The organism is Streptomyces minutiscleroticus (genome assembly GCF_014650875.1).
Taxonomy (GTDB): domain Bacteria; phylum Actinomycetota; class Actinomycetes; order Streptomycetales; family Streptomycetaceae; genus Streptomyces; species Streptomyces minutiscleroticus.
Genome location: NZ_BMVU01000079.1, coordinates 1 through 24,753, shown reverse-complemented (window position 1 = coordinate 24,753; position 24,753 = coordinate 1). Strand labels below are relative to the sequence as shown.

Annotated in this window: 17 protein-coding genes and 1 tRNA gene; 11 read left to right on the top strand and 7 right to left on the bottom strand. The window is 73.5% G+C overall.

Annotation, left to right across the window (positions count from 1 at the left end; all coding sequences use genetic code 11):
* Positions 1-57: 57 nt before the first annotated feature.
* From mfd to IE271_RS36440, 3 genes are all read right to left on the bottom strand, one after another.
* Positions 58-3,591: a transcription-repair coupling factor gene (gene mfd / locus IE271_RS36450; RefSeq protein WP_190194760.1), complete on the bottom strand. Its 3,534-nt coding sequence runs from the start codon at positions 3,589-3,591 to the stop codon at positions 58-60.
* A 343-nt stretch (positions 3,592-3,934) separates the two neighbouring features.
* On the bottom strand, positions 3,935-6,514 hold the full coding sequence (locus tag IE271_RS36445; RefSeq protein WP_190194759.1) for an ABC transporter permease: 2,580 nt from the start codon (positions 6,512-6,514) through the stop codon (positions 3,935-3,937).
* On the bottom strand, positions 6,511-7,299 hold the full coding sequence (locus IE271_RS36440) for an ABC transporter ATP-binding protein (protein ID WP_190194758.1): 789 nt from the start codon (positions 7,297-7,299) through the stop codon (positions 6,511-6,513). Before IE271_RS36440 ends, IE271_RS36445 begins: the two co-directional genes overlap by 4 nt.
* Before the next feature lie 859 nt (positions 7,300-8,158).
* Here IE271_RS36440 and IE271_RS36435 point away from each other — a divergent pair.
* On the top strand, positions 8,159-8,632 hold the full coding sequence (locus tag IE271_RS36435) for a DUF485 domain-containing protein (RefSeq protein WP_190194757.1): 474 nt from the start codon (positions 8,159-8,161) through the stop codon (positions 8,630-8,632).
* Positions 8,629-10,239 carry a sodium/solute symporter gene (locus IE271_RS36430; RefSeq protein WP_190194756.1) on the top strand — a complete coding sequence of 537 codons (1,611 nt, stop codon included), beginning with the start codon at positions 8,629-8,631 and terminating at the stop codon, positions 10,237-10,239. The genes IE271_RS36435 and IE271_RS36430 overlap by 4 nt, the downstream gene beginning before the upstream one ends.
* A gap of 116 nt (positions 10,240-10,355) precedes the next feature.
* Here IE271_RS36430 and IE271_RS36425 read toward each other — a convergent pair whose 3' ends face one another.
* From IE271_RS36425 to IE271_RS36415, 3 genes are all read right to left on the bottom strand, one after another.
* Positions 10,356-11,357: a cellulose-binding protein gene (locus tag IE271_RS36425; protein WP_229919830.1), complete on the bottom strand. Its 1,002-nt coding sequence runs from the start codon at positions 11,355-11,357 to the stop codon at positions 10,356-10,358.
* A gap of 360 nt (positions 11,358-11,717) precedes the next feature.
* The gene (locus IE271_RS36420) at positions 11,718-14,642 is read right to left on the bottom strand and encodes an SUKH-4 family immunity protein (RefSeq protein WP_190194755.1); all 2,925 of its coding nucleotides are present in this window, start codon (positions 14,640-14,642) and stop codon (positions 11,718-11,720) included.
* Between the two features lie 7 nt (positions 14,643-14,649).
* Positions 14,650-15,666, bottom strand: coding sequence for an SMI1/KNR4 family protein (locus IE271_RS36415; RefSeq protein WP_229919829.1), 1,017 nt, complete (start codon positions 15,664-15,666; stop codon positions 14,650-14,652).
* Between the two features lie 233 nt (positions 15,667-15,899).
* Between IE271_RS36415 and IE271_RS36410 the strand changes: the two genes are divergently transcribed.
* Together IE271_RS36410 and IE271_RS36405 are read left to right on the top strand one after the other, a co-directional pair.
* Positions 15,900-16,403 (top strand): YwqJ-related putative deaminase, encoded by a 504-nt coding sequence (locus IE271_RS36410; RefSeq protein ID WP_190194753.1) that lies wholly within the window; start codon positions 15,900-15,902, stop codon positions 16,401-16,403.
* 70 nt (positions 16,404-16,473) lie between these two features.
* Positions 16,474-17,016 carry an SUKH-3 domain-containing protein gene (locus tag IE271_RS36405; RefSeq protein WP_190194752.1) on the top strand — a complete coding sequence of 181 codons (543 nt, stop codon included), beginning with the start codon at positions 16,474-16,476 and terminating at the stop codon, positions 17,014-17,016.
* Between the two features lie 247 nt (positions 17,017-17,263).
* On the opposite strand, the gene IE271_RS36400 is transcribed toward IE271_RS36405, so the two are convergent.
* A complete protein-coding gene (locus IE271_RS36400; RefSeq protein WP_190194751.1) occupies positions 17,264-18,601 on the bottom strand; it encodes a sensor histidine kinase in 1,338 nt (445 codons plus the stop codon).
* A 167-nt stretch (positions 18,602-18,768) separates the two neighbouring features.
* On the opposite strand from IE271_RS36400, the gene IE271_RS36395 reads away from it, so the two are divergent.
* The 7 genes from IE271_RS36395 to IE271_RS36365 all read left to right on the top strand — a co-directional run bounded on the left by IE271_RS36395 (position 18,769) and on the right by IE271_RS36365 (position 24,680).
* A complete protein-coding gene (locus IE271_RS36395; protein ID WP_190194750.1) occupies positions 18,769-19,641 on the top strand; it encodes a hypothetical protein in 873 nt (290 codons plus the stop codon).
* Between the two features lie 11 nt (positions 19,642-19,652).
* Positions 19,653-19,723, top strand: a tRNA-Gln gene (locus IE271_RS36390).
* 202 nt (positions 19,724-19,925) lie between these two features.
* The gene (gene glmU, locus IE271_RS36385) at positions 19,926-21,359 is read left to right on the top strand and encodes a bifunctional UDP-N-acetylglucosamine diphosphorylase/glucosamine-1-phosphate N-acetyltransferase GlmU (protein ID WP_308435244.1); all 1,434 of its coding nucleotides are present in this window, start codon (positions 19,926-19,928) and stop codon (positions 21,357-21,359) included.
* 75 nt (positions 21,360-21,434) lie between these two features.
* Positions 21,435-22,409, top strand: coding sequence for a ribose-phosphate diphosphokinase (locus tag IE271_RS36380; RefSeq protein WP_190194748.1), 975 nt, complete (start codon positions 21,435-21,437; stop codon positions 22,407-22,409).
* A 202-nt stretch (positions 22,410-22,611) separates the two neighbouring features.
* On the top strand, positions 22,612-23,211 hold the full coding sequence (locus IE271_RS36375) for a 50S ribosomal protein L25/general stress protein Ctc (protein ID WP_190194747.1): 600 nt from the start codon (positions 22,612-22,614) through the stop codon (positions 23,209-23,211).
* A 160-nt stretch (positions 23,212-23,371) separates the two neighbouring features.
* Entirely contained in the window at positions 23,372-23,968 is a 597-nt protein-coding gene (gene pth, locus IE271_RS36370; protein ID WP_190194746.1) for an aminoacyl-tRNA hydrolase, read from the top strand.
* 211 nt (positions 23,969-24,179) lie between these two features.
* Positions 24,180-24,680: a hypothetical protein gene (locus tag IE271_RS36365; RefSeq protein WP_190194745.1), complete on the top strand. Its 501-nt coding sequence runs from the start codon at positions 24,180-24,182 to the stop codon at positions 24,678-24,680.
* Positions 24,681-24,753 lie beyond the last annotated feature (73 nt).

The following is a 24,753-nucleotide window of genomic DNA, read 5'->3' as shown; positions in this document are numbered from 1 at the left end:
GCCCCGGACCTCCCGTGCGGGAGGTCCGGGGCCGCGTTCCGCGTACCGCCGGGTGCGCTACTCGCCCAGCACCGACGTCAGGAACTCCCCGACCCAGGCCAGCAGCTCGCGGCCGACCAGCGGCCTCCCGCCGACCTTCGCGGTCTTCGGGCGGGGCACCAGGACCTGGTGGACGGACGGCTTGATCACCGTGCCCGGGTACAGGCGCTTGAGGCGCAGCTCCTGGGACTCGCGCAGCTCGACCGGGGCGAAGCGGACGTTGGTGCCCTGCAGGACCACCTCGCCGACGCCGCAGGAGCGGGCCAGCATCCGCAGGCCGGCGACCAGCAGCAGGTTCTCCACCGGCTCGGGCAGCTTGCCGTAGCGGTCGACGAGCTCCTCGCGGACGGCCTTGACGTCCTCCTCGGTGTTCGCGGAGGCGATCGCGCGGTACGCCTGCAGGCGCAGCCGCTCGCCGGGCGCGTAGTCGTGCGGGACGTGCGCGTCGACCGGGAGCTCGATCTTGACCTCCAGCGGCGGCTCCTCCTCCGCCCCGCCGTCCAGGGCTGCGCGGTAGTCCGCGACCGCCTCGCCGACCATGCGCACGTACAGGTCGAAGCCGACGCCCGCGATGTGCCCGGACTGCTCGCCGCCGAGGAGGTTGCCCGCGCCGCGGATCTCCAGGTCCTTCATCGCCACGTACATGCCCGCGCCCATCTCCGTGTGCTGGGCGATGGTCGCCAGGCGCTCGTGGGCGGTCTCCGTCAGCGGCTTCTCCGGCGGGTACAGGAAGTAGGCGTAGCCGCGCTCGCGGCCGCGGCCGACGCGGCCGCGCAGCTGGTGCAGCTGGGAGAGGCCGAAGTTGTCGCCGCGCTCCACGATCAGCGTGTTGGCGTTGGAGATGTCGATGCCGGACTCGACGATCGTCGTGGAGACCAGCACGTCGAACTTCTTCTCCCAGAAGTCGACGACCACCTTCTCCAGCGCCTGCTCGGACATCTGGCCGTGGGCGGTGGCGATGCGCGCCTCGGGGACGATGGCGCGCAGCCGGGCGGCGGCCCGGTCGATGGACTCGACGCGGTTGTGGATGTAGAAGACCTGGCCCTCGCGCAGCAGCTCGCGGCGGATCGCGGCGCCGATCTGCTTCTCCTCGTACGGGCCGACGAAGGTCAGGACCGGGTGGCGCTCCTCCGGGGGCGTGGTGATCGTGGACATCTCGCGGATGCCGGTGACCGCCATCTCCAGGGTGCGCGGGATGGGCGTGGCGGACATGGTCAGCACGTCGACGTTGGCGCGCAGCTTCTTCAGCTGCTCCTTGTGCTCGACGCCGAAGCGCTGCTCCTCGTCGACGATGACCAGGCCCAGGTCCTTGAACTTGGTCTCGGAGGAGAACAGCCGGTGGGTGCCGATGACGACGTCCACCGAGCCGTCGCGCAGCCCCTCCAGGACCGCCTTCGCCTCGGTGTCGGTCTGGAAGCGGGACAGCGCCTTCACGCTCACCGGGAACTGCGCGTAGCGCTCGCTGAAGGTGCCGAAGTGCTGCTGCACGAGGAGCGTGGTGGGCACGAGGACGGCGACCTGCTTGCCGTCCTGCACCGCCTTGAAGGCGGCCCGCACGGCGATCTCCGTCTTGCCGTAGCCGACGTCGCCGCAGATCAGGCGGTCCATCGGGACCGTCTTCTCCATGTCCTCCTTGACCTCGGCGATCGTGGTGAGCTGGTCGGGCGTCTCCGCGTACGGGAAGGCGTCCTCCAGCTCGCGCTGCCAGGGGGTGTCCGGGCCGAAGGCGTGGCCGGGCGCCGCCATGCGCGCGCTGTAGAGCTTGATCAGGTCGGCGGCGATCTCCTTGACGGCCTTCTTCGCACGCGCCTTGGTCTTGGTCCAGTCGGCGCCGCCCAGGCGGTGCAGGGTGGGCGCCTCGCCGCCGACGTACTTGGTGATCTGCTCCAGCTGGTCGGTGGGGATGTAGAGCCGGTCGCCGGGCTGGCCGCGCTTGGCGGGGGCGTACTCCACGACCAGGTACTCGCGGGTGGCGCCCTGCACGGTGCGCTGGACCATCTCGATGTAGCGGCCGACGCCGTGCTGCTCGTGGACGATGTAGTCGCCCGATTCGAGGGTGAGCGGGTCGATGGTCTTGCGGCGGCGGGCGGGCATCCGCGTGCCGTCCTTGCCGGCCGCCTTCTGCCCGGACAGGTCGGTCTCGGTGAGCACGGCGAGCTTCAGCGCCGGGTCGACGAAGCCGTGGTCGAGGCAGCCGCAGGAGACCAGCACGACGGAGGGGGCCAGCTCGGTGAGCTCGCTCTCCAGGCGGGCGGCGATGCCCTCGCCGCCGAGGACCTCGACGGTGCGGGAGGCGGGGCCGTGCCCCTCGGTGACGTAGACCGTGCGCCAGCCGTCCGCGAGCCAGCCCTTGGTGTCCGCGAGCGCCCGCGCGGTGTCGCCGCGGTAGGTCTCGGGCGCGTGCATGCCGAGCTTGAGGGTGTCGGCCTCCTCCAGGGCGTCGTCCGCGGCGAACGGGGACACCGACCACCACATCATGCCCAGCTCGCGGGCGCGGTCGCGGACGTCGGCGATGGACCACAGGGAGGCGGCGCCGACGTCGATGGGCGCCTCGCCGCCGCCGGCGGTCGCCGCCCAGGACGCCTGGAGGAACTCCTGGGAGGTGGCCACGAGGTCGGCGGCCCGGGTGCGCACCCGCTCGGGGTCGCAGACCACGGCCATGGAGCCCGCGGGCAGCACGTCGAGGAGCAGTTCCATGTCGTCGACGAGGACGGGGGCCAGGGACTCCATGCCCTCGACGGCGATGCCCTCGGCGATCCTGCCGAGGAGTTCGCCCAGCTCGGGGTGGTCCTCGGCCAGGGCCGCGGCCCGCCGCCGCACCTCGTCGGTGAGCAGCAGCTCGCGGCAGGGCGGGGCCCACAGGCCGTGCTCGGCGACTTCGAGGGAGCGCTGGTCGGCGACCTTGAAGTAGCGGATCTCCTCGACGTCGTCGCCCCAGAACTCCACCCGCAGGGGGTGCTCCTCGGTGGGCGGGAAGACGTCGAGGATGCCACCGCGCACGGCGAACTCGCCGCGCTTCTCCACCAGCTCCACTCGCGCGTACGCCGCGGCCGCCAGCGCCTGGACGACCTCCTCCAGGTCGGCGGTGTCGCCGGGGCGCAGGGCCACGGGCTCCAGGTCGCCCAGCCCTTTGACCTGCGGCTGGAGCACGGAGCGCACGGGCGCGACGACGACGGAGACCGGGCCGGTCTCGGGGTCGTCGGGCGAGGGGTGGGCGAGGCGGCGCAGCACGGCGAGGCGGCGGCCGACGGTGTCGCTGCGCGGGCTGAGGCGCTCGTGCGGCAGGGTCTCCCAGGACGGGTACTCCACGACCGCGTCGGGCGGCAGCAGCGAGCGCAGGGCCGCCGCCAGGTCCTCGGCCTCCCGGCCGGTGGCCGTCACGGCCAGGACGGGCCGTCCGGCGTCGCGGGCCAGCGCCGCCACCGCGAAGGGGCGGGCCGCGGGCGGGCCGACGAGGTCGACGTGCGCCCGGTGGCCGTCGGCTGCGGCCTTCACCGCTTCGTCGAGTGCCGCGTCCTTGACGACGGCGTCGAGCAGACCGTGCAGGCTCATGAAGGACTTCCATCCCGGGGTGAGGGCAACGCGAGCGACCCGACACGTCGCACGGGCCGGGGATCTCCAGGGTACGTCGCGCACCGCGCGCGCACCCGCCCGAACGATCGCCCCGCCGCCCGGCGGGCCCCGGGCGTCCCGCCCGCGGGCACGGCGGTACGGGCGGGACGCCCGGAGCACGGCGAGAGGACTACGGCGCCGGGAAGGGCCGGGAGGACTGAGAGGACCGAAGGGGCCGAGAGGACCGGAAGGGCCGGGCCCGGCGGACTGTTCGTCCCGCCGGGCCCGGCCCCTCGCCGTTCCCCCGTGCTCCCCGTGCTCTCCGTGCTCTCCGTCCCTGCGGCTACTCCGTGGCGATGGCGTTCAGGACGTTCATCCGGCCCGCCCGGAAGGCCGGGACCAGCGCGGCGAACAGGCCCACCAGCGCGGAGCAGGCGAAGACCGTGAGGATCGTCGGCCAGGGAACCTCCAGGACGGTCAGGCCCTCCAGCGCCAGCAGCTGCTGCGCGGTCGCGCCCCAGCCGATGCCGAGGCCGAGGCCGAGCAGGGCGCCGAAGAGGGCGATGACCACCGACTCCAGACGGATCATGCGGCGCAGCTGGCGGCGGGAGAGACCGATGGCCCGCATCAGGCCGATCTCCCTGGTCCGCTCGACCACCGACAGGGCCAGGGTGTTCACCACGCCCAGGACCGCGACGACGATCGCGAGGGCCAGCAGGCCGTAGACCACGTTCAGCAGCTGCCCGATCTGGTCCTGCAGGGCCTCCTTGTAGTCGGTCTGGTCGCGCACGGTGTACTGCGGGTAGTCGTCCAGCGCCGTCTTCAGCGCGGCGTACGCGGCCTCCTCCTGGCCGTCCCGCGCCGAGGCGAAGAGCAGCGCGTCCAGGGGCATCCTGTCGGCGGGCACGTACTTCGCGGCCGTCGCGATCGACACGTACATCGCGCCCTTGTCGACGACCACCTCGTCGCTGGTGATCGCGCGGACCGTCAGCTCGGCGCTGCGGCCGTCCGCGAAGGCGACCTCCACCTTCGAGCCGACCTCCAGGCCGTACTTGTCAGCGAACCCCTCGAAGACGGACATCGAGTCGGGCCGGTAGGCGTCCGCGAGGTTCCCCGCGACCGTCTCGACGCGCAGGTCCTGCGCGTACGTCGGGTCGGCGGCGTTGATCGTCTCGTCCTTCGCGGTGCGGCCGTCGGGCAGGGTCAGCGAGGCGTCGAGCACCCTGTACTCGGTGACCCGCTCCAGGCCCTCCGCGGACTTCGCCGCCTCCACCGCCTGCGGCGTGAGCAGCTGGCCGCTGTCCGACTGCACGATGAAGTCCGTGCCGACCGACTTGTCGAGCTGGTCCGTGGCCGAGGCGACCATGGAGGAGCCGACCACCGACAGGCAGGCGACCAGGGCGAGTCCGATCATCAGCGCGGCGCCGGTGGCGCCGGTGCGGCGCGGGTTGCGCAGCGCGTTGCGCTCGGCCATCCGCCCGACCGGGCCGAAGACCCGCAGCACGAGGGCGCCGAGGACGCGGACCACACCGCCGGCCAGCAGCGGGCCGACGACGACGAAGCCGAGCAGCGAAAGCACCACGCCGCCGCCCAGCCACAGCGCGCCCTCGCCCGCCTTCTCCGCCGCCCCGGACAGGTACAGCAGGAACCCTCCCGCGCCCGTCAGGAGCAGGCCGAGGACGGCCCGTACGGCACCGGCCCTCGCGTCCGCCGGGGCGCCGGCGTCGCGCAGCGCGGCCATCGGGGAGACCTTGCCGGCCCGCCGGGCGGGCAGGTACGCGGCGACCACGGTGACCACGACGCCGAGGACCAGGCCGGCCACCGGGGTGGTCCAGGTGACGGTCAGGTCGTCGGTGGACAGGTTCATACCCATGGAGCCCATGAGCTCCATCAGCCCGATCGCGAGACCGACGCCCGCGCCCACGCCGAGGACCGAGCCGAACAGGCCGAGCAGCAGCGCCTCGACGAGCACCGAGCGGTTGACCTGCTTGCGGGAGGAGCCGATGGCGCGCATCAGGCCGATCTCGCGGGTGCGCTGGGCGACCAGCATCGAGAAGGTGTTGATGATCAGGAAGACGCCGACGAGGAAGGCGATCCCGGCGAAGCCGAGCAGCGCGTACTTCATGACGTCCAGGAAGCCCTTGAGGTCCGCGGAGTTGGCGTCGGCGACCTCCGCGGCCGTCTGCACCTTGTAGGCGCCGCCGAGCCCGGCGGCGACGTCCTCCTTCAGCCGCGCGTCGGCGACGCCGGGCGCCGCGGTGACGTTGACGTTGGTGAAGACGCCGGTCTCGCCGACGAGGGCCCGCTGGGCCGTCTCGGTGTCGAGGTAGAACATGGCGGCGCCGGGGTTGGTGACGGTGAAGTCGGCGATGCCGGAGATCTTCGCCCGGTGCGTGCCCACGGCGGTGATGACGCCGATCTCGTCACCGAGCCCCAGCCCGTGCTTGTCGGCGGTGTCCGCGTCGACCATGATCTGGTCCGGTCCGCGCGGCGCCCGCCCGGAGGAGATCTTCATGGTGCGGGCGTCGTTGGCGTTCCAGTTGCCGACGATGGTGGGGGCGCCGCTCGTGGGCGAGAGGCTGTCCTTGTCCGCGTCGACGACCGTCACCGAGGTGGAGAAGACGGTGCCCTCGGCCGACTTCACGCCGTCCACCCCGCGCACCTTCTCGACCACGGACGCGGGCATGACCGGCGGTCGGCCGGTGCCCGAGGTGGTCTCGCCGGTGTCCGAGGCGTCCTCGGTACTGACCGTGACGTCGGAGGCGGTCGCCGCGAAGAGCTTGTCGAACGTCGTGGTGGCCGTGTCGGTGAAGACGAGCGTCCCGCAGACGAACGCCACCGACAGCAGGACCGCCACGGCCGACAGGGCCATGCGCCCCTTGTGCGCGAGGACGTTGCGCATCGAGGTCTTCAGCACGGTCATGACGTGCGCCCCCGGGCGTCGAAGTCCTTCATGCGGTCGAGCACGGCCTCGGCGGTGGGCCGCCGCATCTCGTCGACGATCCGGCCGTCGGCGAGGTACAGCACCCGGTCCGCGTACGAGGCGGCCACCGGGTCGTGCGTGACCATCACGATGGTCTGGCCCAGCTCGTCCACCGAGCGGCGCAGGAAGCCCAGGATCTCGGCGCCGGCGCGGGAGTCGAGGTTGCCGGTCGGCTCGTCCCCGAAGATGATCTCGGGCCGGGCGGCGAGCGCGCGGGCCACGGCGACGCGCTGCTGCTGGCCGCCGGAGAGCTGGGTGGGCCGGTGCTTGAGCCGTCCGGCCAGGCCGACGGTCTCCACGACCCTCTCCAGCCACTCCCGGTCGGCCCTGCGGCCCGCGATGTCCATCGGCAGCGTGATGTTCTCGACGGCGTTCAGCGTCGGCAGCAGGTTGAACGCCTGGAAGATGAAGCCGATCCGGTCCCGGCGCAGTTGGGTGAGCTTCTTGTCCTTCAGCCCGGTGATCTCGGTGTCGTCGAGGAAGATCTGCCCGGAGGTGACGGTGTCGAGCCCGGCCAGGCAGTGCATCAGCGTGGACTTGCCGGACCCGGACGGGCCCATGATCGCGGTGAAGCGGCCCCGCTCGATGTCCACGTCGACGTGGTCGAGGGCGACGACGCGGGTCTCCCCCGACCCGTACGCCTTGACGACCTGCCGCGCCCGCGCGGCAACGGCCGTACGCCCTCCACTGCCCCCGGTCCTGGGAATGCTTACAGCCGATGTCACGGTATATCTCCTATGTCGGTCCGAAATCGAGCGCACGACGCCCGTGCGGCATCGCGGTCGCGGTGGTGCGTGTCGCGTGGTGCGTGCGGCCATGCCCCCGGCGGTGCGCCGTGCGGCCGCGGTCACGGCGCCGTCGGAACGCCGTTCAGTCTGGTCGCGCGAGGGGGTGCGGCGCCCTGGTGCCCGGCGCAGTCTTCTGCGGGGGAAAACCCCACCCCCCGAGGTACGGCCCGCCCGCGGGCCGTACCGGCCCGCGCCTCCCCAGCGGCGTAAAGCCAGGTTAAGGAGCGGCACCGCTTCCTCTCGTCCTCCGGCGGTACGACCCCTCCCCGACCCGTAGTGGGGAGCCGCCCCTAGGGGTCTCACCCCTCAGGGGGAGCGGTTCTCGGGGTCGGGTCCCCCTTTGTGTCCACCCCGCGTCCACCCCGTCGTGCGGGGCCGTCGGCGGCCGGCGCGCATCCGCCCCGGTGGGAGGGCACTCAGGGCGACGGCCGGACCGGGTGAGGGGGTGAGCACCGACAGATGCGTGCAAGGGGAACGGATCGGGTCCCCCGCGGCCGGGGACAGCCCGCGGCCGAAGGACGGCCGAGCGCGAGCCGGGCCGAGCGCGGCACCGCCACGGCCCGGGTCCGTTCCTGCCGCCGGAGCGGGCAGACGGCCGATCCGCCCTGAAGTCACTTACGGCACTTCTGTCACATGCGTTAACAGGTGCAACAGCCGAGGTCAGCGCGGTACGCATATACCGACCGATCAGTTTGTGGAAAACTCCGCGCAGTTTCGGACCGACTAGTAGCGTCTTGTTCGCACACCCCCACTCCCTGCGGTCCCACGGGACCCGAGCCGCGCAAGGAGCACCGGGATGTCCCACGACCCGCCACCGCCGTCCCACTTACCGCCGTACGACCCGTGGCCGGAACACCCGCACCACGCCCAGCACGCGCAGGACATCCAGCACGCACAGGACGCGCAGGACGCGCAGGACGCGCAGGACGCGCAGCCGCACGGTGCCGCCTCCGGGCGGCGGGTGGCCGGGAGCCAGGGCGACCTGCGCCGGCTGCGCTCCGCCTACCGATGGCAGCGCCGGGTCGCCTCGCTGGCCGCGCTCGGCTACTTCACGCTGTTCCTGGTCCTGTCCGCGTACGCCCCGGATCTCATGGCGCGCGAGGCGTTCGGCGGGCTCTCCCTCGGCCTGCTGCTCGCCCTGTGCCAGGTGCCCGTCGCCTGCGCCGCGATCGCGCTGTACGAGCACACCGCCCGCCGCGGCGTGGACCCGGTCGCCGCGCGCATCCGGCGGCGGGGCGGGGCGGGCACCGGACGGGAGACGGCCCGATGACCGGGTTCAGCAGCTCCGCGCAGGCCATGTCCCTGGTCGCCTTCACCGCCGTCGCCACCGTCACGCTCCTGCTGTGCGTGATGACCGGCCCGGACCGCGACGACCTCGCCGAGTTCTACACGGGGTACGGCTCACTGTCCCCCCTGCGCAACGGCCTGGCCGTCGCGGGCGACTACATCTCCGCCGCCACCGTCGTCACCACCGGCGGCCTCATCGCGCTGACCGGCTACGACGGCATCGTCCTGGCGCTGAGCACGGCCCTGTCGCTGATGCTGCTGATGTTCCTGCTGGCCGAACCGCTGCGCAACGCGGGCCGGTTCACCATGGGCGACGCGCTCGCCCTGCGCATGCCCGGACGCGCCGTACGGGTCGCCGCCTGCGCCGTCACCCTCGTGGCGCTGCTGCCGATGATGCTCGTCCAGCTCGCCGCCGGCGGCGACCTGCTGGCCTTCGTCCTCGGCTTCTCCGGCGACACGCTGAAGACCGGCTGCATCGTCGGCCTCGGCGTCCTCATGATCAGTTATGCGGCCATCGGCGGCATGAAGGGCACCGCCCTCATCCAGATCATGAAGATCGTGATGCTGCTGGGCTCCGGGACCGTGATCGCCCTGCTGATCCTGCACCGGTTCGACTGGAGCCCGGGCGGCCTGTTCGACGCGGCCGCGCAGGCCAGCGGCCTCGGCCCCGCGTACCTGCGGACGGGGCCCGGCTTCGCGTCCGGCCCGTACCCCGAGCTCGACATGATCAGCGCACAGCTGACCGTGGTGCTCGGCGGCGCGTGCCTGCCGCACGTCACCATGCGCATGTACACCGCGTCCGACGCCCGGCAGGTGCGCCGCTCGATGTCCTGGGCGGTGCCGTCCGTCGCCCTCTTCGTACTGATCATCACGGTCGTCGGGACCGGGGCGACGGCGATGCTCGGCCGCGGGACGATCGCGGCGGCCGACCCGCAGGGCAACACGGCGTACCTGCTGGGCTCGCGCGCGGTGTTCGGCGCGCACATCTCCACCGCCGAGACGCTGCTGTTCACGACGGTGACGGCGGCGCTGTTCCTGACCCTGCTCGCGTCCGTCGCCGGCATGATCCTGGCCTGCGCCAACTCCCTGGCGCACGACCTCTTCGCGCGCGGCGGCACCGGGATGCCGGCGCGCCGGGAGATGACCCTGGCACGCGTCTGCGCGGTCGCGGTCGGCGTCCCGACGATCCTGCTCGCCGTCCTCGTCCAGCACTACAACCCGCAGCCGCTGGTCACGCTCGGGTTCTGCCTGGGCGCCTCGTCGATCGCGCCCGCCCTGGTGTACAGCCTCTTCTGGCGCCGCTACACCACGGCCGGCCTGCTGTGGACGCTCGTCGGCGGCTCGGTGGCCTGCCTGGTCCTGATGACCGGCACCAACCTGGTCTCCGGAACCCCCACCTCCGCCCTCCCCGAGCAGGACTTCAACTGGTTCCCGTTCAGCACGACCGGCATCGTCTCCATCCCGCTCGGCTTCGCCCTCGGCTGGCTCGGCACGCTCGCGTCGGGCCGCCGCCGCACCGACGCCCAGCGCGAGCGGTACGCGGAGGTGGAGGGGTGGATCCTGGCGGGGGCGGGCCGCAGAGAGCGGTGACGGCACCCGGCCGGGCCGTAAGGGTGACCTCGCCGGCCGGTCCCGGCACGTCCGGCTCCGGCCCCTTCCGGCCCCTCCGGCTACTCCGGCTACTCCGGCTACTCCGGCTACTCCGGCTACTCCGGCTCCGCCGGGGTGTGACCGGCCTCCGGGTCCACCGGGACCGGACCGGCCTCCGGGTCCACCGGAAGCGGGCCGGCCTCCGGGTCCGCCGGGTCCACCGGGGCCCGGCCGGTCTCCGGGTCCGCAGCCGCGACCCGGCCGGTGAGCGCGGCGAGGCTCTCGCGCACGTGGTCCATGTGGGCGCGCACGGTGTCCCACCGCTCGCCGTGCTCGCGCAGCACCCGCTCCGTCTCGCGCACGGTCCGCTCCTCGTGGAGGCGGGCCTCGGCGAGCACGGCGGCCGCGCGCGCCTCGGCCTCCTCCTGGTGGTGCCGGGCCCACTCCCCCGCCTCGGCCAGGGCCCGCTCCTCCGCCGCGAGGTCCGCCTCGGCCGCCGTCCGCAGCTGCTCGTAACGCGCGTCGAGCGCGGCCTCGCGGTCGGCGACCTCCCGCGCGAGCAGCTCCTCCCGTCCGGCCTGCTCCTTCTCCTGCACGGCGAGGAGCTCCTCGCCGCGCCGCCGCGCCCCGCGCCACTCCTCCAGGGCCGCGCCGCTCAGCTCCTTCGCGTCGCGCCGCGCGGCCGCCCGCAGCGCGTCGGCCTCGGCACGGGCCTCCAGCAGCCGCTGCCGGGCGTACGCCTCGGCCCGCTCGCGCACCGCGTCGGCGGCCGCCCGCGCGTCGTCCTCCGTCCGCCGCGCCGCCTCCTCCGCTCCGGCGACCGTGTCGCGGGCCTCCCGCTGCGCGTGCGCGCGCACCTCGGCGGCCTCCTCCATCCCCAGATCGAAGAGCTCGCGGGCCCGCCCGCCGAGGGTCTCGTACGTCTGCGGCGGGAGCCCGGCGACCACCTCGCGCAGCCGCGCCAGCTCCTCCTCCATCTCCCGGGCGAGCACCGTCAGCCTCGCCGCCCGCTCCCAGGCGGCGTCCCGGTCGTGGGAGAGCGCGTCGGCGTACGCGTCGACCTGCCAGGGGCGGTAGCCGCGTCCCCGTACGGACGCGAAACCGTGCGGACTGCTCATAGGGGGATCCCCTCTTCGATCTCCGGCGTACGGGATGGGTGTCCGCACATCTTCAGGGATCGTATAGAACCGTTCATAACGCGACACTCCGCCCATGGTTCTCCGCGGTTGCGCCATTCGGGGATTCGGGTGCGGGAGGGCGGGGCGGCCGGGCTCCGCGCCGTGCGGACGCATCGACGCGCCGTGCGCACGCGTGGACGCACCGTGCGGACGCATGAAGACGCCGTGCGGGCACATGGAGGCGTCCGGGCATGCGAGAGGCGCCCGACCCGTCCTCCGGGTCGGGCGCCTCCCACGCCTCGTCCGTCCGCTCCCGTACGTCGTCCGCACGGGCGCGGCGCTCACCTCATGTAGCCGATGTCACAGCAGGCCGTCCCACATCTGCTCCAGGACCACCGACCACCAGCTGTCCGGCGAGGAGAGGGCCGCCGGGTCGAGGGCGGCGAGCTGGGCCTGGAAGTCGACGGTCCAGCGGCCCGCCTGCTCCTGGTTGAGCCCGTACCGCAGCCGCCACATCCGGCCCAGCAGCGCCAGGCAGCGCGCGAACTCCGGCAGACCGGTGTTCACGAACTGCGGCGGCACCGGGGCACCGCCCGGCCCCGGCTCCACCGGCACGGCCACGATGTTCGCCGTGCCGTACTGCACGCAGAGCGCCTTGCCGAAGTCGCTGCCCATGACGAGGTACGACCCGGCGTCCGGGGCCGGCTGGATGCCGCGCTCCTGCGCCAGCTCCGCCAGCGTCGGCACCGGCCGCCCCGGCTGGGCCTGCGCCCAGAAGAACGGGCCCATGTCCACCGGCAGCCCGGCCACGACCAGCGTGTGCGCCACGATCGGCGGCACGCCCTGCCGGGACACGGCCTGCTGCTCGAACCGGAAGATCCCCGGCCCGAACGCCGCCGCCAGCTCCTGCGCGACGCCCTCCGGCGGGATCGGCGGCGCGGGCTGCACCGGCGGGAGCGGCGCGCGCACCGGCCCCGGCCGGGCGGGCCCGTCCGCGACCTGGTGCAGCTCGCCCTGGTGCGCGAGCAGCTGGGCCATGCCCTGCTGACGGCTCGCGTGGTCCGTGCCGTACGGGGCGATGCTGGTGATCCGCGCCTGCGGCCAGGACTCCCGGATCATCCGCGCGCAGTACGCGCCCGGCAGTTCGCAGGACTCCAGCTCGGTGTGCAGCTCGAGGACCTGCTGCGGCGGCACGTTCATCGCGCGCAGCTCATGCAGGATCTGCCACTCCGGGTGCGGGGTGCCGGGCGCCGAGCGGCGGATGAGCTGCTGCTCGGAGCCGTCCTGCGCGCGGTACCTGAGCACGGCCTGGTAGCCGGGGCCGACCGTGGGCAGGCCCTGCTGCGGATAGCCGTACGCCGGGGCCGGGGGCTGCTGTGCCGGGGGCTGCTGCCCCGGGACCCGTGCGCCCGGGGCGCCGGGGGCCGGAGCCGGGGGCGGCGGGGGCGGAGGCACGCCGGGACCGCCCGGCGGCGGACCGGACAGCATCGTCTCGGCGTGGTGGACGCCGCCCTGGGACCGCGGGGCGCCGGAGGCACCGGGCGCACCCGGGGCACCGGGCCGCTGCGGGGCGCCCGGCTGGTTGGGGTCGGCCAGCATCGTGGGCGCGTGGTGGACACCGCCCGGGGGCGTACCGGCACCGCCGGGCGGGTTCGGGGCACCCGGCGGGTTCGGCGCGCCCGGAGAGCCCGGACCCTCCGGGGGGAGCTGCGAGACGAGCTGGGTCGGCACGTATCCGCCCGCCGACGCACCGGGCGCGCCCGGGCCGGACGGCGGCGGAGGCGTGCCCGGGGCACCCCCGGGACGCGCGCCCGGAACGCCGGGCGCTCCCGGCGGGGGCGGCGTGCCGGGCGCGCCGCCGCGGTCGCCGCGCGGCGGTGCGGCCTTGCTGGTCGCGGCGTCCGCTATGTCACCGGCGGGCGGCGGCAGCGGGCGTCCCGGAGCACCGGGGGCGGCGGGCGGCGCGGGCGGGGCCGCTCCGCCGGCCTGCGGCTGCCCGGCACCGGTGGCCGGCACGCCGCCCGGCGGGGTGCCCGGCACGCCCGGACCCTGCGGATAGCCGTAGGACGGCCCCGGCGGCGGGGTGTGCGGCGCGCCCGGGCCCTGCGGGTAGCCGTACGACGGAGGCGGCGGCGTGCCGGGAGCGCCCGGCACCGCACCGGAACCGGAGGACCCGTGCGGCTGCGGCGACCGCGGCGGCTGCGCGCCCGGGGCGTCGACCACGGGCGACACGGCGGTCGGCGGCAGCGCGCTGCCGCCCGACATCAGCGCGGTCTTCGCGTCCGGCGCGGTCGTGGACGGCGGGGTCCCGCCGTCGTCGGCGTCGCTCAGCGGAGGCGCGAACACCGTCGCGGGCAGCGGAACCGAACGGTCGTCGCCCGCGTCGGCGTTGGTGTCGGTCCCGGCCCAGGGCGTCCCCTCGGACGGCGTCCCGGACGCCTCCCCGGCCGGAGGCCACGCCGTACCGCCCACGGGGGTCCCGGGCGCGGAGGGCGCACCGGGGACGGACGGAGTGCCGTGCGCGGACGGAGTGCCGTGCGCGGCGGGGACACCGGGAACGGGCGGGATACCCGGCGCGGGCGGGCGGCCGGGCACGGAGGGTGCACCGGAACCGGAAGGCCCGGGCACCGCGTCCGACGGCGGTCCCGCCAGCGTCTCCGGCAGCGAACCCGCCCCGGCGGACGGGCCGCCGCCCGACGGACCGACGCCCGGCGCGGTGCCGCCAGGCGCCGCAGCCGCAGCAGGACGCGCTCCGGCGCTCTCCGCTCCCCCGGCCGCCGCCCCCGGCGCACTCGCCCCGCCGGACGCACCGGTCGCACCCGGCCGCGTACCGGCCGCGTCCGCCGCGGCTGCCGTGCCCGGCGCGTCCGACCCGCCCGACGTGTCCGCCGCGTCCCGCCGTCGGTCCGGGATGCCCAGCTTGTCCGCCGCCTCCTGGAGCCACTCCGGCGGAGTCAGCAGGAACGACGTCTGGTTGAGGTCCACCCGCGCCGGGGGCGCCGGCGCCGGTTCGGGGGCCGCGTCGCTGCGCCCGTACTCCTCCTCGTAACGGCGGATCACCTCGCCGACCGGCAGCGACGGCCACAGCGTCGCCTCACCGCTGTCGCGGGCGATCACCAGCCGCTGCGCGCCGCCGTCCGAGCGCGGACCCTCGGCGCGGTCCTCCGCCCACACCACGAAGCCGAGTTCGAACTCCCGCACCCGCACCTCGCGGTGCTGGTAGGCGGGCACGTCGCCGTTGATCCACTCCTCGGCGCGCTCCTGCGCCTGCGCGAAGGTCACCATCGGACGCTCACTCCCCCGTCGAAGGGACGGCGACGGCACGCGCGAACCCGCCGTCCACCATCAGGTTCGCCACGGTCTCCAGCTCCGGCGGACTGCCCGCGAGCCGCGCCAGGAACCGGTCGAAGTCCTCACCGCACGGCAGCAGCAGCCGCTCCACCCGCTCCGCGGGCGACCAGCCGTCCTGATCCCGGGCGTCGTCGTAGGCGCAGAACCAGACCGAGCCGGTCCGGTCCCCCTTCACCTTCACCGCCAGCAGCCCGCCCTGCACGAAGCCGACCCCGAGGTAGTCCTTCGTGAGGTGGTCGCGCAGGCACTTGTTCACGTAGACGAGGTCGTTGACGGCCGCCTCGTCGCGCACCGTGAAGAAGGGCTGGTCGACCAGGAGGCCCAGCTCCGCGTCGAGCGCCACGCCCACCGGCGCGCAGCCGCCGGCGGCCTTCAAGAAGGACCGGTACGCGCCCGGCAGACGGTAGCCGAGGTCCTCCTCGACGCCCTGCACCTGCTGCTCCGTCACCGCCACCGCCGACTTCGGCAGCCCGAAGTGCGCGGGCCGCGTCTCCTGCAGCGGACGCGTCCCTCTCTTGTTCTGGTCCACCGCCGCGGTCGCCAGGCCGCCGTGGTGCCGCAGCAGCGCCTTGACCTCGACCGGGACCAGCTCCAGGCGTCGCGTGCCCGGGACGTGGTGCCAGGTCCAGCCGTGCGGCGTCGCCACCGCCGGGACCGTGTCCCACAGCGCGTGTCCCGACGCCGCGAGCGCCGCGTTCGCCGAGACGTAGTCGGTCAGCCGCAGTTCGTCCACGCCGAAGCCCTCCGGCGGCTCGGCGATCTCCGCGGCCGCCCGCGCGTACGGCGAGAAGTCGGGGTGGCCCCGCTCGTCGACGCGTACTCCATGCGGGTGACGCGCGGCCCGGACCGGGTCCGGGAAGTGCACGACCTGTCCGGCGTAGGCCGCGTTCGGCGGCACGGTCCGTCCCCGGTCCGAAGGGCCGGGAGGGACCCCCACCCCGAGCCGACCTGTCGTCATCGCGGTTGCCCCCTGCGGCGTTCTGATTGGTCTGGATGGACTGCGGTCGCCGACAGCCTATGCGGTGGGGCGGCGCCGGTCACCGGGCCTCCGCTTCCGTGACCAGCCGTCACCCCGCCGTGACCGTGCGGCGAGGCACGGGCGTGTCGCACCGCCCCGGCTGGCCCACCCGCCGCGGAGTTTGGCAGTCTGTCCCCCGCAACCCGGGGGGTTGAAAGGGAGGGAAGCGACACATGCAGACAGCTCAGACGGAAGCCGCGAGCGGGGACCCGCGCGTGGGCTGGAGCGCCGCCGAGACGCCGCGCACCCCCGTCCTCCTGCACCGCCGCGACGGCATACTCCCCACCGTCGCCGCCGCCCTCTCCGTCCGCGGCACCACCCTCACCGGCACCGCCGCCCGCGGCGACACCCCGCCCGCCCTCCACCCGCTCGTCCAGGACTTCCTCGACACCCTCAAGAGCGGGCAGCGGGAACGCTTCACCGGACGCTGCGCCGAAGCGATCCTGATCTCACGGCACATCACCGCCGCCGACGCCGCCCGCAGCAAGCGGGCCGCGCGCAGGCCCATGACCAACGGCGAGGCCCGCAAGGCGCTCAAGCACGCCAAGCTCACCACCCGCCGCATCCGCGAGGACGGCGACCCCCTCCACGGCGGCTTCGCCGCGCCGTGCCGCTCCTGCGCCGCGCTCAGCGCCCACTTCGGCGTACGCATCGTCGACCCGACGTCGGACAGCTGACGCCCGTCGGCAGTCCCGTACGCGGCGGCCCGTCCGCCCGGCTCACCGAGCCTCGAACGAACGAAGGCACATGCTCAACGACCGCACCGACCGCACCTCTACGACCCGTTTCGCCGTGCCCGTGGACGCGGCCCTGCGCTCCGCGGGCTGGCAGCCCGGGCGCTGGGACATAAGGCAGGCCGAGATCTGGGCCGACACCCTGCGCGGCCACGTGTCCCCCGCCGGGCACCGGCACACCGTGTTCCCCGCCGCCGTGGAGGCCTGGGCCGAGTTCGGCGGACTGCGCATCGCCCCCGCCGGGAGCGGGCGCCAGGTCGCGCCGGCCCCGCTGCACCTCGACCCGCTGCACGGGCTGCACCTGGCCCGCACCCTCGGCGACCTCGGCCGCGCCCTCGGCACCGAGGTCTGCCCGCTCGGCGAGGAGACCGACAGCGCCGCCCTCCTCGCCATCGACGCCGAGGGGCGCGTCTACGTCCTCGACCACACCGGCGACTGGTACCTCGGCGCCGACATCGACCAGGCTCTGACGGCCCTGGTCTCGGGCACCGAACCGACCCGCCTCACGGCGAACTGGGCCCACGGACCGGGCCCGGACGGCACCGGGTCCCACTGAGCGGAACCCCCGGACACCCGGGACCGGTACCCCGCTCCCGCGGCACGGGGTACCGGTCGCCTCACCCGGAGAAGCAAGAGACGCCGGAGAAGCCGGAGACGGCCCCGCGCCACAGCGGAAAAGCAGCCGCATGGCGCACCCGGAAGACGGCCCCGCCCCACGGCGGAAAGGCAGCCTCATGGCGCACCCGGAAGGCGGCCCCGCGCCGCACCCGGGAGACGGTCTCGCCCCCGCCCGGAAGGCGGTCTCACGCCGCCGGGATCACCGCCGACACCCGGAAGCCCCCCGCGTCCGTCGGGCCCGACACGAACACGCCGCCCAGCGCGGCCACTCTCTCCTTCATGCCCACCAGGCCGTTGCCCCCGCTCGGCAGCCGCGCGTCCGACGCGGCGCCCGGCTCCGGCGGCGGCTCGTTCTCCACCTGCATCGCCACCTCCGCCGCCCGGTGCGCCAGGCGCACATGCGTCTTCGCACCCGCCGCGTGCTTGTGGACGTTCGTCAGCGCCTCCTGCACCACGCGGAACGCCGTCTGCTCCACCTCGGGCGCGTACGCCCGCGTCTCGCCCTCCACCGACAGGACCACCACCATGCCCGCCGCCGCCGACTGGCCGATCAGCTCGTCCAGCTCCGCCAGCGACGGCCCGTCGGCCGCCGGCGGCTGCGGCGCGGGCCCCCGCGCGTCCCCGCCGTCCGCCGCCCGCGAGGCCGCCGCGGCCGCCGCCGCGCCCACCGCCTCCAGCGGCACCGACCGCACCGGCGTCACCGCGTCCCCCGAGCGCAGCACCCCGAGCATCTCCCGCAGCTCGGTCAGCGCCTGCCGGCCCATGTCGCCGACCAGCGCCGCGTTCTTCACCGCCTTCTCCGGGTCCTTCCGCGCCACCGCCTGCAGCGCCGCCGCGTGCACCACCATCAGGCTCACCCGGTGCGCCACCACGTCGTGCATCTCCCGCGCGATCCGCGTGCGCTCCTCGTTGCGGGCCCACTCCGCCCGCTCCTCCGCGCGCTCCGCCAGCAGCTGCAGCTCCCGCTCCAGGCTGTCCGCCCGCTCCCGCAGGCTCTCCATCAGCCGCCGCCGCGCCCCCACGTACAGCCCGAGCAGCACCGGCGGCGCCGTCATCCCCAACGCCGTCGTCACCGACAGGAACGGTACGAACCACTCACCGATCCCCACGTCCCCGCGCACCGCGCCCTGGTGCGCCCGCACGAAGGTGACGATGAACATCCCCGCCAGCGACATCCCCGCCAGCGCCCCGATGATCCGCCGCGGCAGCTCCGACGCCGCCAGCGTGTACAGCCCGACGACACTCATCAGGAAGCCCATCTGCGCCGGCGTGACGGCGATCGACACCAGCACCACCGCGATCGGCCATCTGCGCCGCAGCAACAGGACCGATCCGGCCAGCACACCGAACACCACGCCCGCCGGCACCGGAAGCCCGGCGTCACGCGCGAACGGGACCCCCTCCACCGCGCACTCCAGCGCGGACACCACGGCGAGCACCACGTCCAGCGCGGCACTGCGCCACCTCGCCCACCACCACGGCCCGGCCGGGGCCGCGCGGTGTTCCTCCCCCGTCGTGGTCATGCCTCCAGCCTACGGGCGCCGGGTGCTCCGTTTCCGGTGACTTTCGGGCGTGACTCCCACCACGAAACGCATTCGAACAGAAGCGAAACCCCCCGGTATCCCTCGAACTGCCGAACCGCTCACCGTTCGAACCCGGACGTCCCCATTCCGGGACGAGCGTGGCCCCCATGGCACACGTCAACGGCGGGTACGCCGACTTCGAGGGACTGCGGGAGCGGGCACTCGCCCTGCGCCGCGCCGGCCTCAGCCTCCGGCAGATCCGCGACGAGCTGAAGGTCTACAACAACGACCTCCTCAACCACCTGGTGCGGGGCGAGCCGCCCCCTGCCTGGACGAGGCGCCCCAGGGCCAAGGACGACCTCCGCGAACGCGCCCGCGAACTCCGCCTCCAGGGCTGGACCTACGACCGCATCCAACTGGAACTGGGCTGCTCCAAGAGCTCGATCTCCCTGTGGGTGCGGGACCTTCCGAGACCGGAGCGAAGGGATCCGTCCGAGCAGGCACGCATCGCGGGACGAAAGCGGTGGGACCACGAGCTCGCCGTGCGGGACGAGGAGCGCCGGCGCACGAAACAGGCCTCCGCCGCGGAGGTGGGCGACCTGTCCGAGCGTGAACTGTTCCTGCTGGGCGTCGGCCTGTACTGGGCCGAGGGCGGCAAGGACAAGCCGTACGACCGCCGGGAGAACGTCACCTTCGTCAACAGCGATCCCGGAATGATCGAGGTCTTCCTGCGCTGGCTCGACCTGATGGGGGTGGAGCGCGACCGCGTCCGCTACTGCGTCATGATCCACGAGAACGCCGACGTCGCGGCCGCCGAACGGTACTGGGCGGACCTTGTCGGCGCCGAGCGCACCTCGTTCAACAAGACGACGCTCAAGAAGCACAACCCCAAGACCGTGCGCAAGAACGTGGGCGAGACCTACCGCGGCTGCCTGGCGGTGAAGGTTCGCCGGAGCGCCGACCTCTACCGTCGCATCGAAGGCGCTTGGTACGGCATAGTGTTGTCCGCGCGCAACACCGATCCGCAGAACCGGACATAGCGCGCAGACCATCCCGGGTCGTCTAATGGTAGGACAAATGGTTTTGGTCCATTGAATGAGGGTTCGATTCCTTCCCCGGGAGCACATGCTCGGTTCGTCTCCTCCCCGGACGCGAACCCCCTCCGGGCCCTGACAGCTCTGTCAGGGCCCGCTCTCATGTCACTCCTGATACGCCCCGGTATCCTGCGGATGTCCACACCCCAGCCATCCAGAAGCCGAAGGGCATGCTTGTGAGCGCCAACCCTCCCCACGTTCTCGGCTCCGCTCGACCAGGGGACACCCCGCTGGCCGCCGTCGTCGTCCTTGCCGCGGGTGAGGGCACCCGTATGAAGTCGGCCACACCCAAGGTCCTGCACGACATCTCCGGCCGCTCCCTCGTCGGCCACGTCCTCGCCGCCGCGCGCGAGTTGGAGCCCGAGCACCTGGTCGTCGTCGTGGGCCACGCCCGCGAGCAGGTGACCGCGCACCTCGCCGAGATCGACGCCGAGGCGCGCACGGCCGTGCAGGCCGAGCAGAACGGCACGGGCCACGCGGTCCGCATGGGCCTGGAGGAGCTGGGCGGCCGGGTGGACGGCACGGTGGTCGTCGTGTGCGGCGACACGCCCCTGCTCAGTGGTGGGACGCTCCGGCGGCTGGCCGCCACGCACGCCGCGGACGGCAACGCGGTCACGGTGCTGACCGCCGAGGTCCCGGACGCGACGGGGTACGGCCGCATCGTGCGCGACGAGGTGTCGGGCGCGGTGACCGCGATCGTGGAGCACAAGGACGCCTCCGAGGCGCAGCGGGCGATCCGTGAGGTCAACTCGGGTGTCTTCGCCTTCGACGGCCAGTTGCTGGCGGACGCGCTGGGGAAGGTGCGCACGGACAACAGCCAGGGCGAGGAGTACCTGACGGACGTGCTCGGGATCCTGCGGGAGGCCGGTCACCGCGTCGGTGCGTGTGTCGCCGCCGATCACCGGGAGATCGCGGGGATCAACAACCGGGTGCAGCTCGCGCAGGCGCGCCGGATCCTGAACGACCGGTTGCTGGAGCGGGCGATGCTGGCGGGTGTGACGGTGGTCGACCCGGCGACGACGTGGGTGGACGTGACGGTGACGTTCGGCCGGGACGCGGTCGTGCAGCCGGGGACGCAGTTGCTGGGTGCCACGCATGTGGGCGAGGGCGCGGAGGTGGGTCCGAACTCGCGGCTGAAGGACACCCGGGTGGGTGCGGGCGCGCGGGTGGACAACACGGTGGCGGACGGTGCGGAGGTGGGTCCGCAGGCGACGGTGGGTCCGTTCGCGTATCTGCGGCCGGGGACGAGGCTTGGCCTGAAGTCCAAGGTGGGTACGTACGTGGAGACGAAGAACGCGACGATCGGCGAGGGGACGAAGGTGCCCCATCTGTCGTACGTCGGTGACGCGACGATCGGCGAGTACACGAACATCGGTGCCGCGAGTGTCTTCGTCAACTACGACGGTCAGGACAAGCACCACACGACGGTGGGGTCCCACTGCCGTACGGGGTCGGACAACATGTTTGTGGCTCCTGTCACGATCGGGGACGGTGCGTACACCGCTGCCGGGTCTGTGATCACGAAGGACGTTCCGCCCGGTTCGCTGGCCGTGGCCCGTGGCCAGCAGCGGAATATCGAGGGCTGGGTGGCCCGGAAGCGCCCGGGGAGCGCGGCAGCGCGGGCGGCCGAGGACGCGTCCCGGACACGGGACGGCGAAGACTGACCGGAAAAAGGTGCGTCCGGGACGGCGTACCGTGATAGTGCACATCCGGCTGAAGACCTCTGAGGAGACAGTGCTGTGACCGGGATCAAGACGACCGGCGAGAAGAAGTTGATGTTCTTCTCCGGCCGCGCCCACCCCGAGCTTGCCGAGGAGGTCGCCCACCAGCTGGGTGTCGGGGTCGTCCCGACGAAGGCCTTCGACTTCGCCAATGGCGAGATCTACATCCGTTACCAGGAGTCGGCCCGTGGTGCCGACTGCTTCCTGATGCAGAGCCACACGGCCCCGATCAACAAGTGGGTCATGGAGCAGCTGATCATGATCGATGCTCTGAAGCGGGCCTCGGCCCGGAGCATCACCGTGATCGTGCCGTTCTACGGTTACGCGCGGCAGGACAAGAAGCACCGCGGTCGTGAACCGATCTCGGCGCGTCTGATCGCGGATCTGATGAAGACGGCGGGCGCCGACCGGATTCTGGCGGTGGATCTGCACACGGACCAGATCCAGGGCTTCTTCGACGGTCCGGTGGACCACCTGTTCGCGCTGCCGCTGCTGGCGGACTACGTGGGCAGCAAGGTGGACCGTTCGAAGCTGACGGTGGTGTCCCCGGACGCCGGCCGGGTGCGGGTGGCGGACCGCTGGTGCGACCGGCTGGGCGCGCCGCTGGCGATCGTGCACAAGCGGCGGGACAAGGACGTCGCGAACCAGGTGACGGTGCACGAGGTGGTCGGTGACGTCGAGGGCCGGGTGTGCGTCCTGGTCGACGACATGATCGACACGGGTGGCACGATCTGTGCCGCGGCGGACGCGCTGTTCGCGCACGGTGCGGAGGACGTGATCGTGACGGCGACGCACGGTGTGCTGTCGGGTCCGGCGGCGGACCGGCTGAAGAACTCGAAGGTGAGCGAGTTCGTGCTGACGAACACGCTGCCGACGCCGGGTGAGCTGGAGCTGGACAAGATCACGGTGCTGTCGATCGCGCCGACGATCGCGCGTGCGGTGCGTGAGGTGTTCGAGGACGGTTCGGTGACGAGCCTGTTCGAGGAGCAGTAGGGGGCGTCCCTTCCGGAAGGGGCCCTGAAGATCGTTTTGGGTGCGGCCTCCCTCGCCGAGTAGACTGCTGCAGTTGCTCGGCGAGGGAGGCCGTTTCCGTTTGCGCGGATCCGGCGGTCCGTTATCGACGCGCTCTTCGTAGCAGGCCGTTCGTGGCCGGGTGACCGCTGTATCCACCCCCTAACTACGAGGAGTGATGATCATGTCCGAGGTGAAGATCGCCGCCGAGACGCGCACCGAGTTCGGCAAGGGTGCCGCGCGCCGCATCCGTCGTGAGCACAAGGTTCCGGGTGTGCTGTACGGGCACGGCGCCGAGCCGGTCCACCTGACCCTGCCGGGCCACGAGCTGCTGCTGGCGCTGCGCACGCCGAACGTCCTGATCGCGCTGGACATCGACGGCAAGGGCAACGAGCTGGCGATCCCGAAGGCCGTGCAGCGCGACCCGCTGAAGGGCTTCCTGGAGCACGTCGACCTGCTGCTGGTCCAGCGCGGCGAGAAGGTCACCGTCGAGGTGCCGGTGCACACCGAGGGTGAGCTGGCGCCGGGCGGCAACCTGCTGGAGCACGTGCTGAACGCCCTGCCGGTCGAGGCCGAGGCCACGCACATCCCCGAGTCGGTCACGGTGTCCGTCGAGGGTCTGGAGGCCGGTGCCTCCGTCCTCGCCAAGGACATCGAGCTCCCGTCGGGCGTCTCCCTGTCCGTCGAGGAGGACGCGGTCGTCCTCCAGGTTCTCGCCGCGCAGGCGGAGGAGACCTCCGGCGAGGGCGCCGAGGGCGAGGCCGCCGAGGGTGCCGAGGCCTGAGCCTCGTCAGCCGTACGGTTGGTATGACGGCCGGCCGCCGTTCCCCCGGGGGAGCGGCGGCCGTCGTGTGCGGTGACCGCGTCCGTCCGCGGGGCGGCGCGGGTCCGCCGGGCCCGGACGCGGGTTCGTCGATGCAGGCTCGGACGAAGGAGACACGCAGGTGACCAGCGACGCGAGTGCCCCCTGGCTGGTGGTGGGGCTCGGCAACCCGGGTCCGGAGTACGCCATGAACCGGCACAACGTGGGCTTCATGGTGGTGGACCTGCTCGCGGAGCGCATGGGCGGGCGGTTCAAGCGGGCGGGGAAGGCGCAGGCCCAGGTGGTCGAGGGCCGGATCGGTCCGCCCGGCCCGGCGGGCCGGCGGGTGGTGCTGGCGAAGCCGATGTCGTACATGAACCTGTCGGGCGGTCCGGTGACGGCGCTGCGGGACTTCTACAAGGTGCCCACGGAGCACGTCGTGGCGGTCCACGACGAGCTGGACATCGACTACGGCACGCTGCGGCTGAAGCTGGGCGGCGGGGACAACGGGCACAACGGTCTGAAGTCGATGACGAAGGCGATGGGTCCGGGCTACCACCGGGCGCGGTTCGGCATCGGCAGGCCGCCGGGGCGGATGCAGGTGGCGGACTTCGTGCTGAAGGACTTCTCCTCGGCGGAGCGCAAGGAGCTCGACTACTTCGTGGACCGCACGGCGGACGCCGTGGAGTGCCTGGTGACGGAGGGCCTGGAGCGGGCGCAGGGGTCGTACAACTCCTGACGGGCCGCGCGGGAGCCGCAGGGAGCCGCGCGCGGCGTGCGGGAGCCGGTGCGAGGTGTGCGGGTGTGTCGTGCGGGAGATACGGATGTGCCGTACGGGACGTGAAGTGCCGTGCGGTGACGGTGGTGCACCGGTGACAGGTGGGGACAATGCGGCACGTGTCCCCCAGACGGGTTGACCGGGCGTACGGCCATGGCCAAGGATCGCCGCCATGCCTGGCCTCTCCTCCCGCAGACGCCCCTCCACGTCGTCGTCGGCGGCCCTGCGCTTCGGGCGGCTCGCCGCGATGGGCGCGGTGACGGCGCTGATCCTGGTCGCGGGTGTGTGGGACGCGTGGGGCAGCGCCCAGCACGTGATGCTCTCCAAGGGCCGCGAGCACGGGACGATGACGGTGCGGCGGTGCTCCGGCGACACCTGCACGGGCCCGTTCCGGCCACAGTCCCCCGGCTCGCAGCCGCGCGAGCGCGTGGTGGCCGCCGCCTCGGTCGCGGTGCGCGAGGGCGGGAGGATCGCCGTGGTGGTGAAGCCCGGCACCGCCGAGGTGGTGCGCTCGGGTGTCGCGGGCCTGCTGTACGCCTGGCTGCCGTTCGGGGGCTCGCTGATGCTCGCGTCGGTGGTGGTGGCGGGCGGGCTCGGGCGCACGCGCCCGGCGTGGGCGCTGGGCCTGGCGGGTCTGGCACTGGTGACGGGGGCGTTCCTCACGACGCGCTGAGGGGCGCCCCGCGGCGCGGACGGACGGAGACGGCGGTGCCCCCGCTCCGTGCGGCACACGGGAGCGGGGGCAC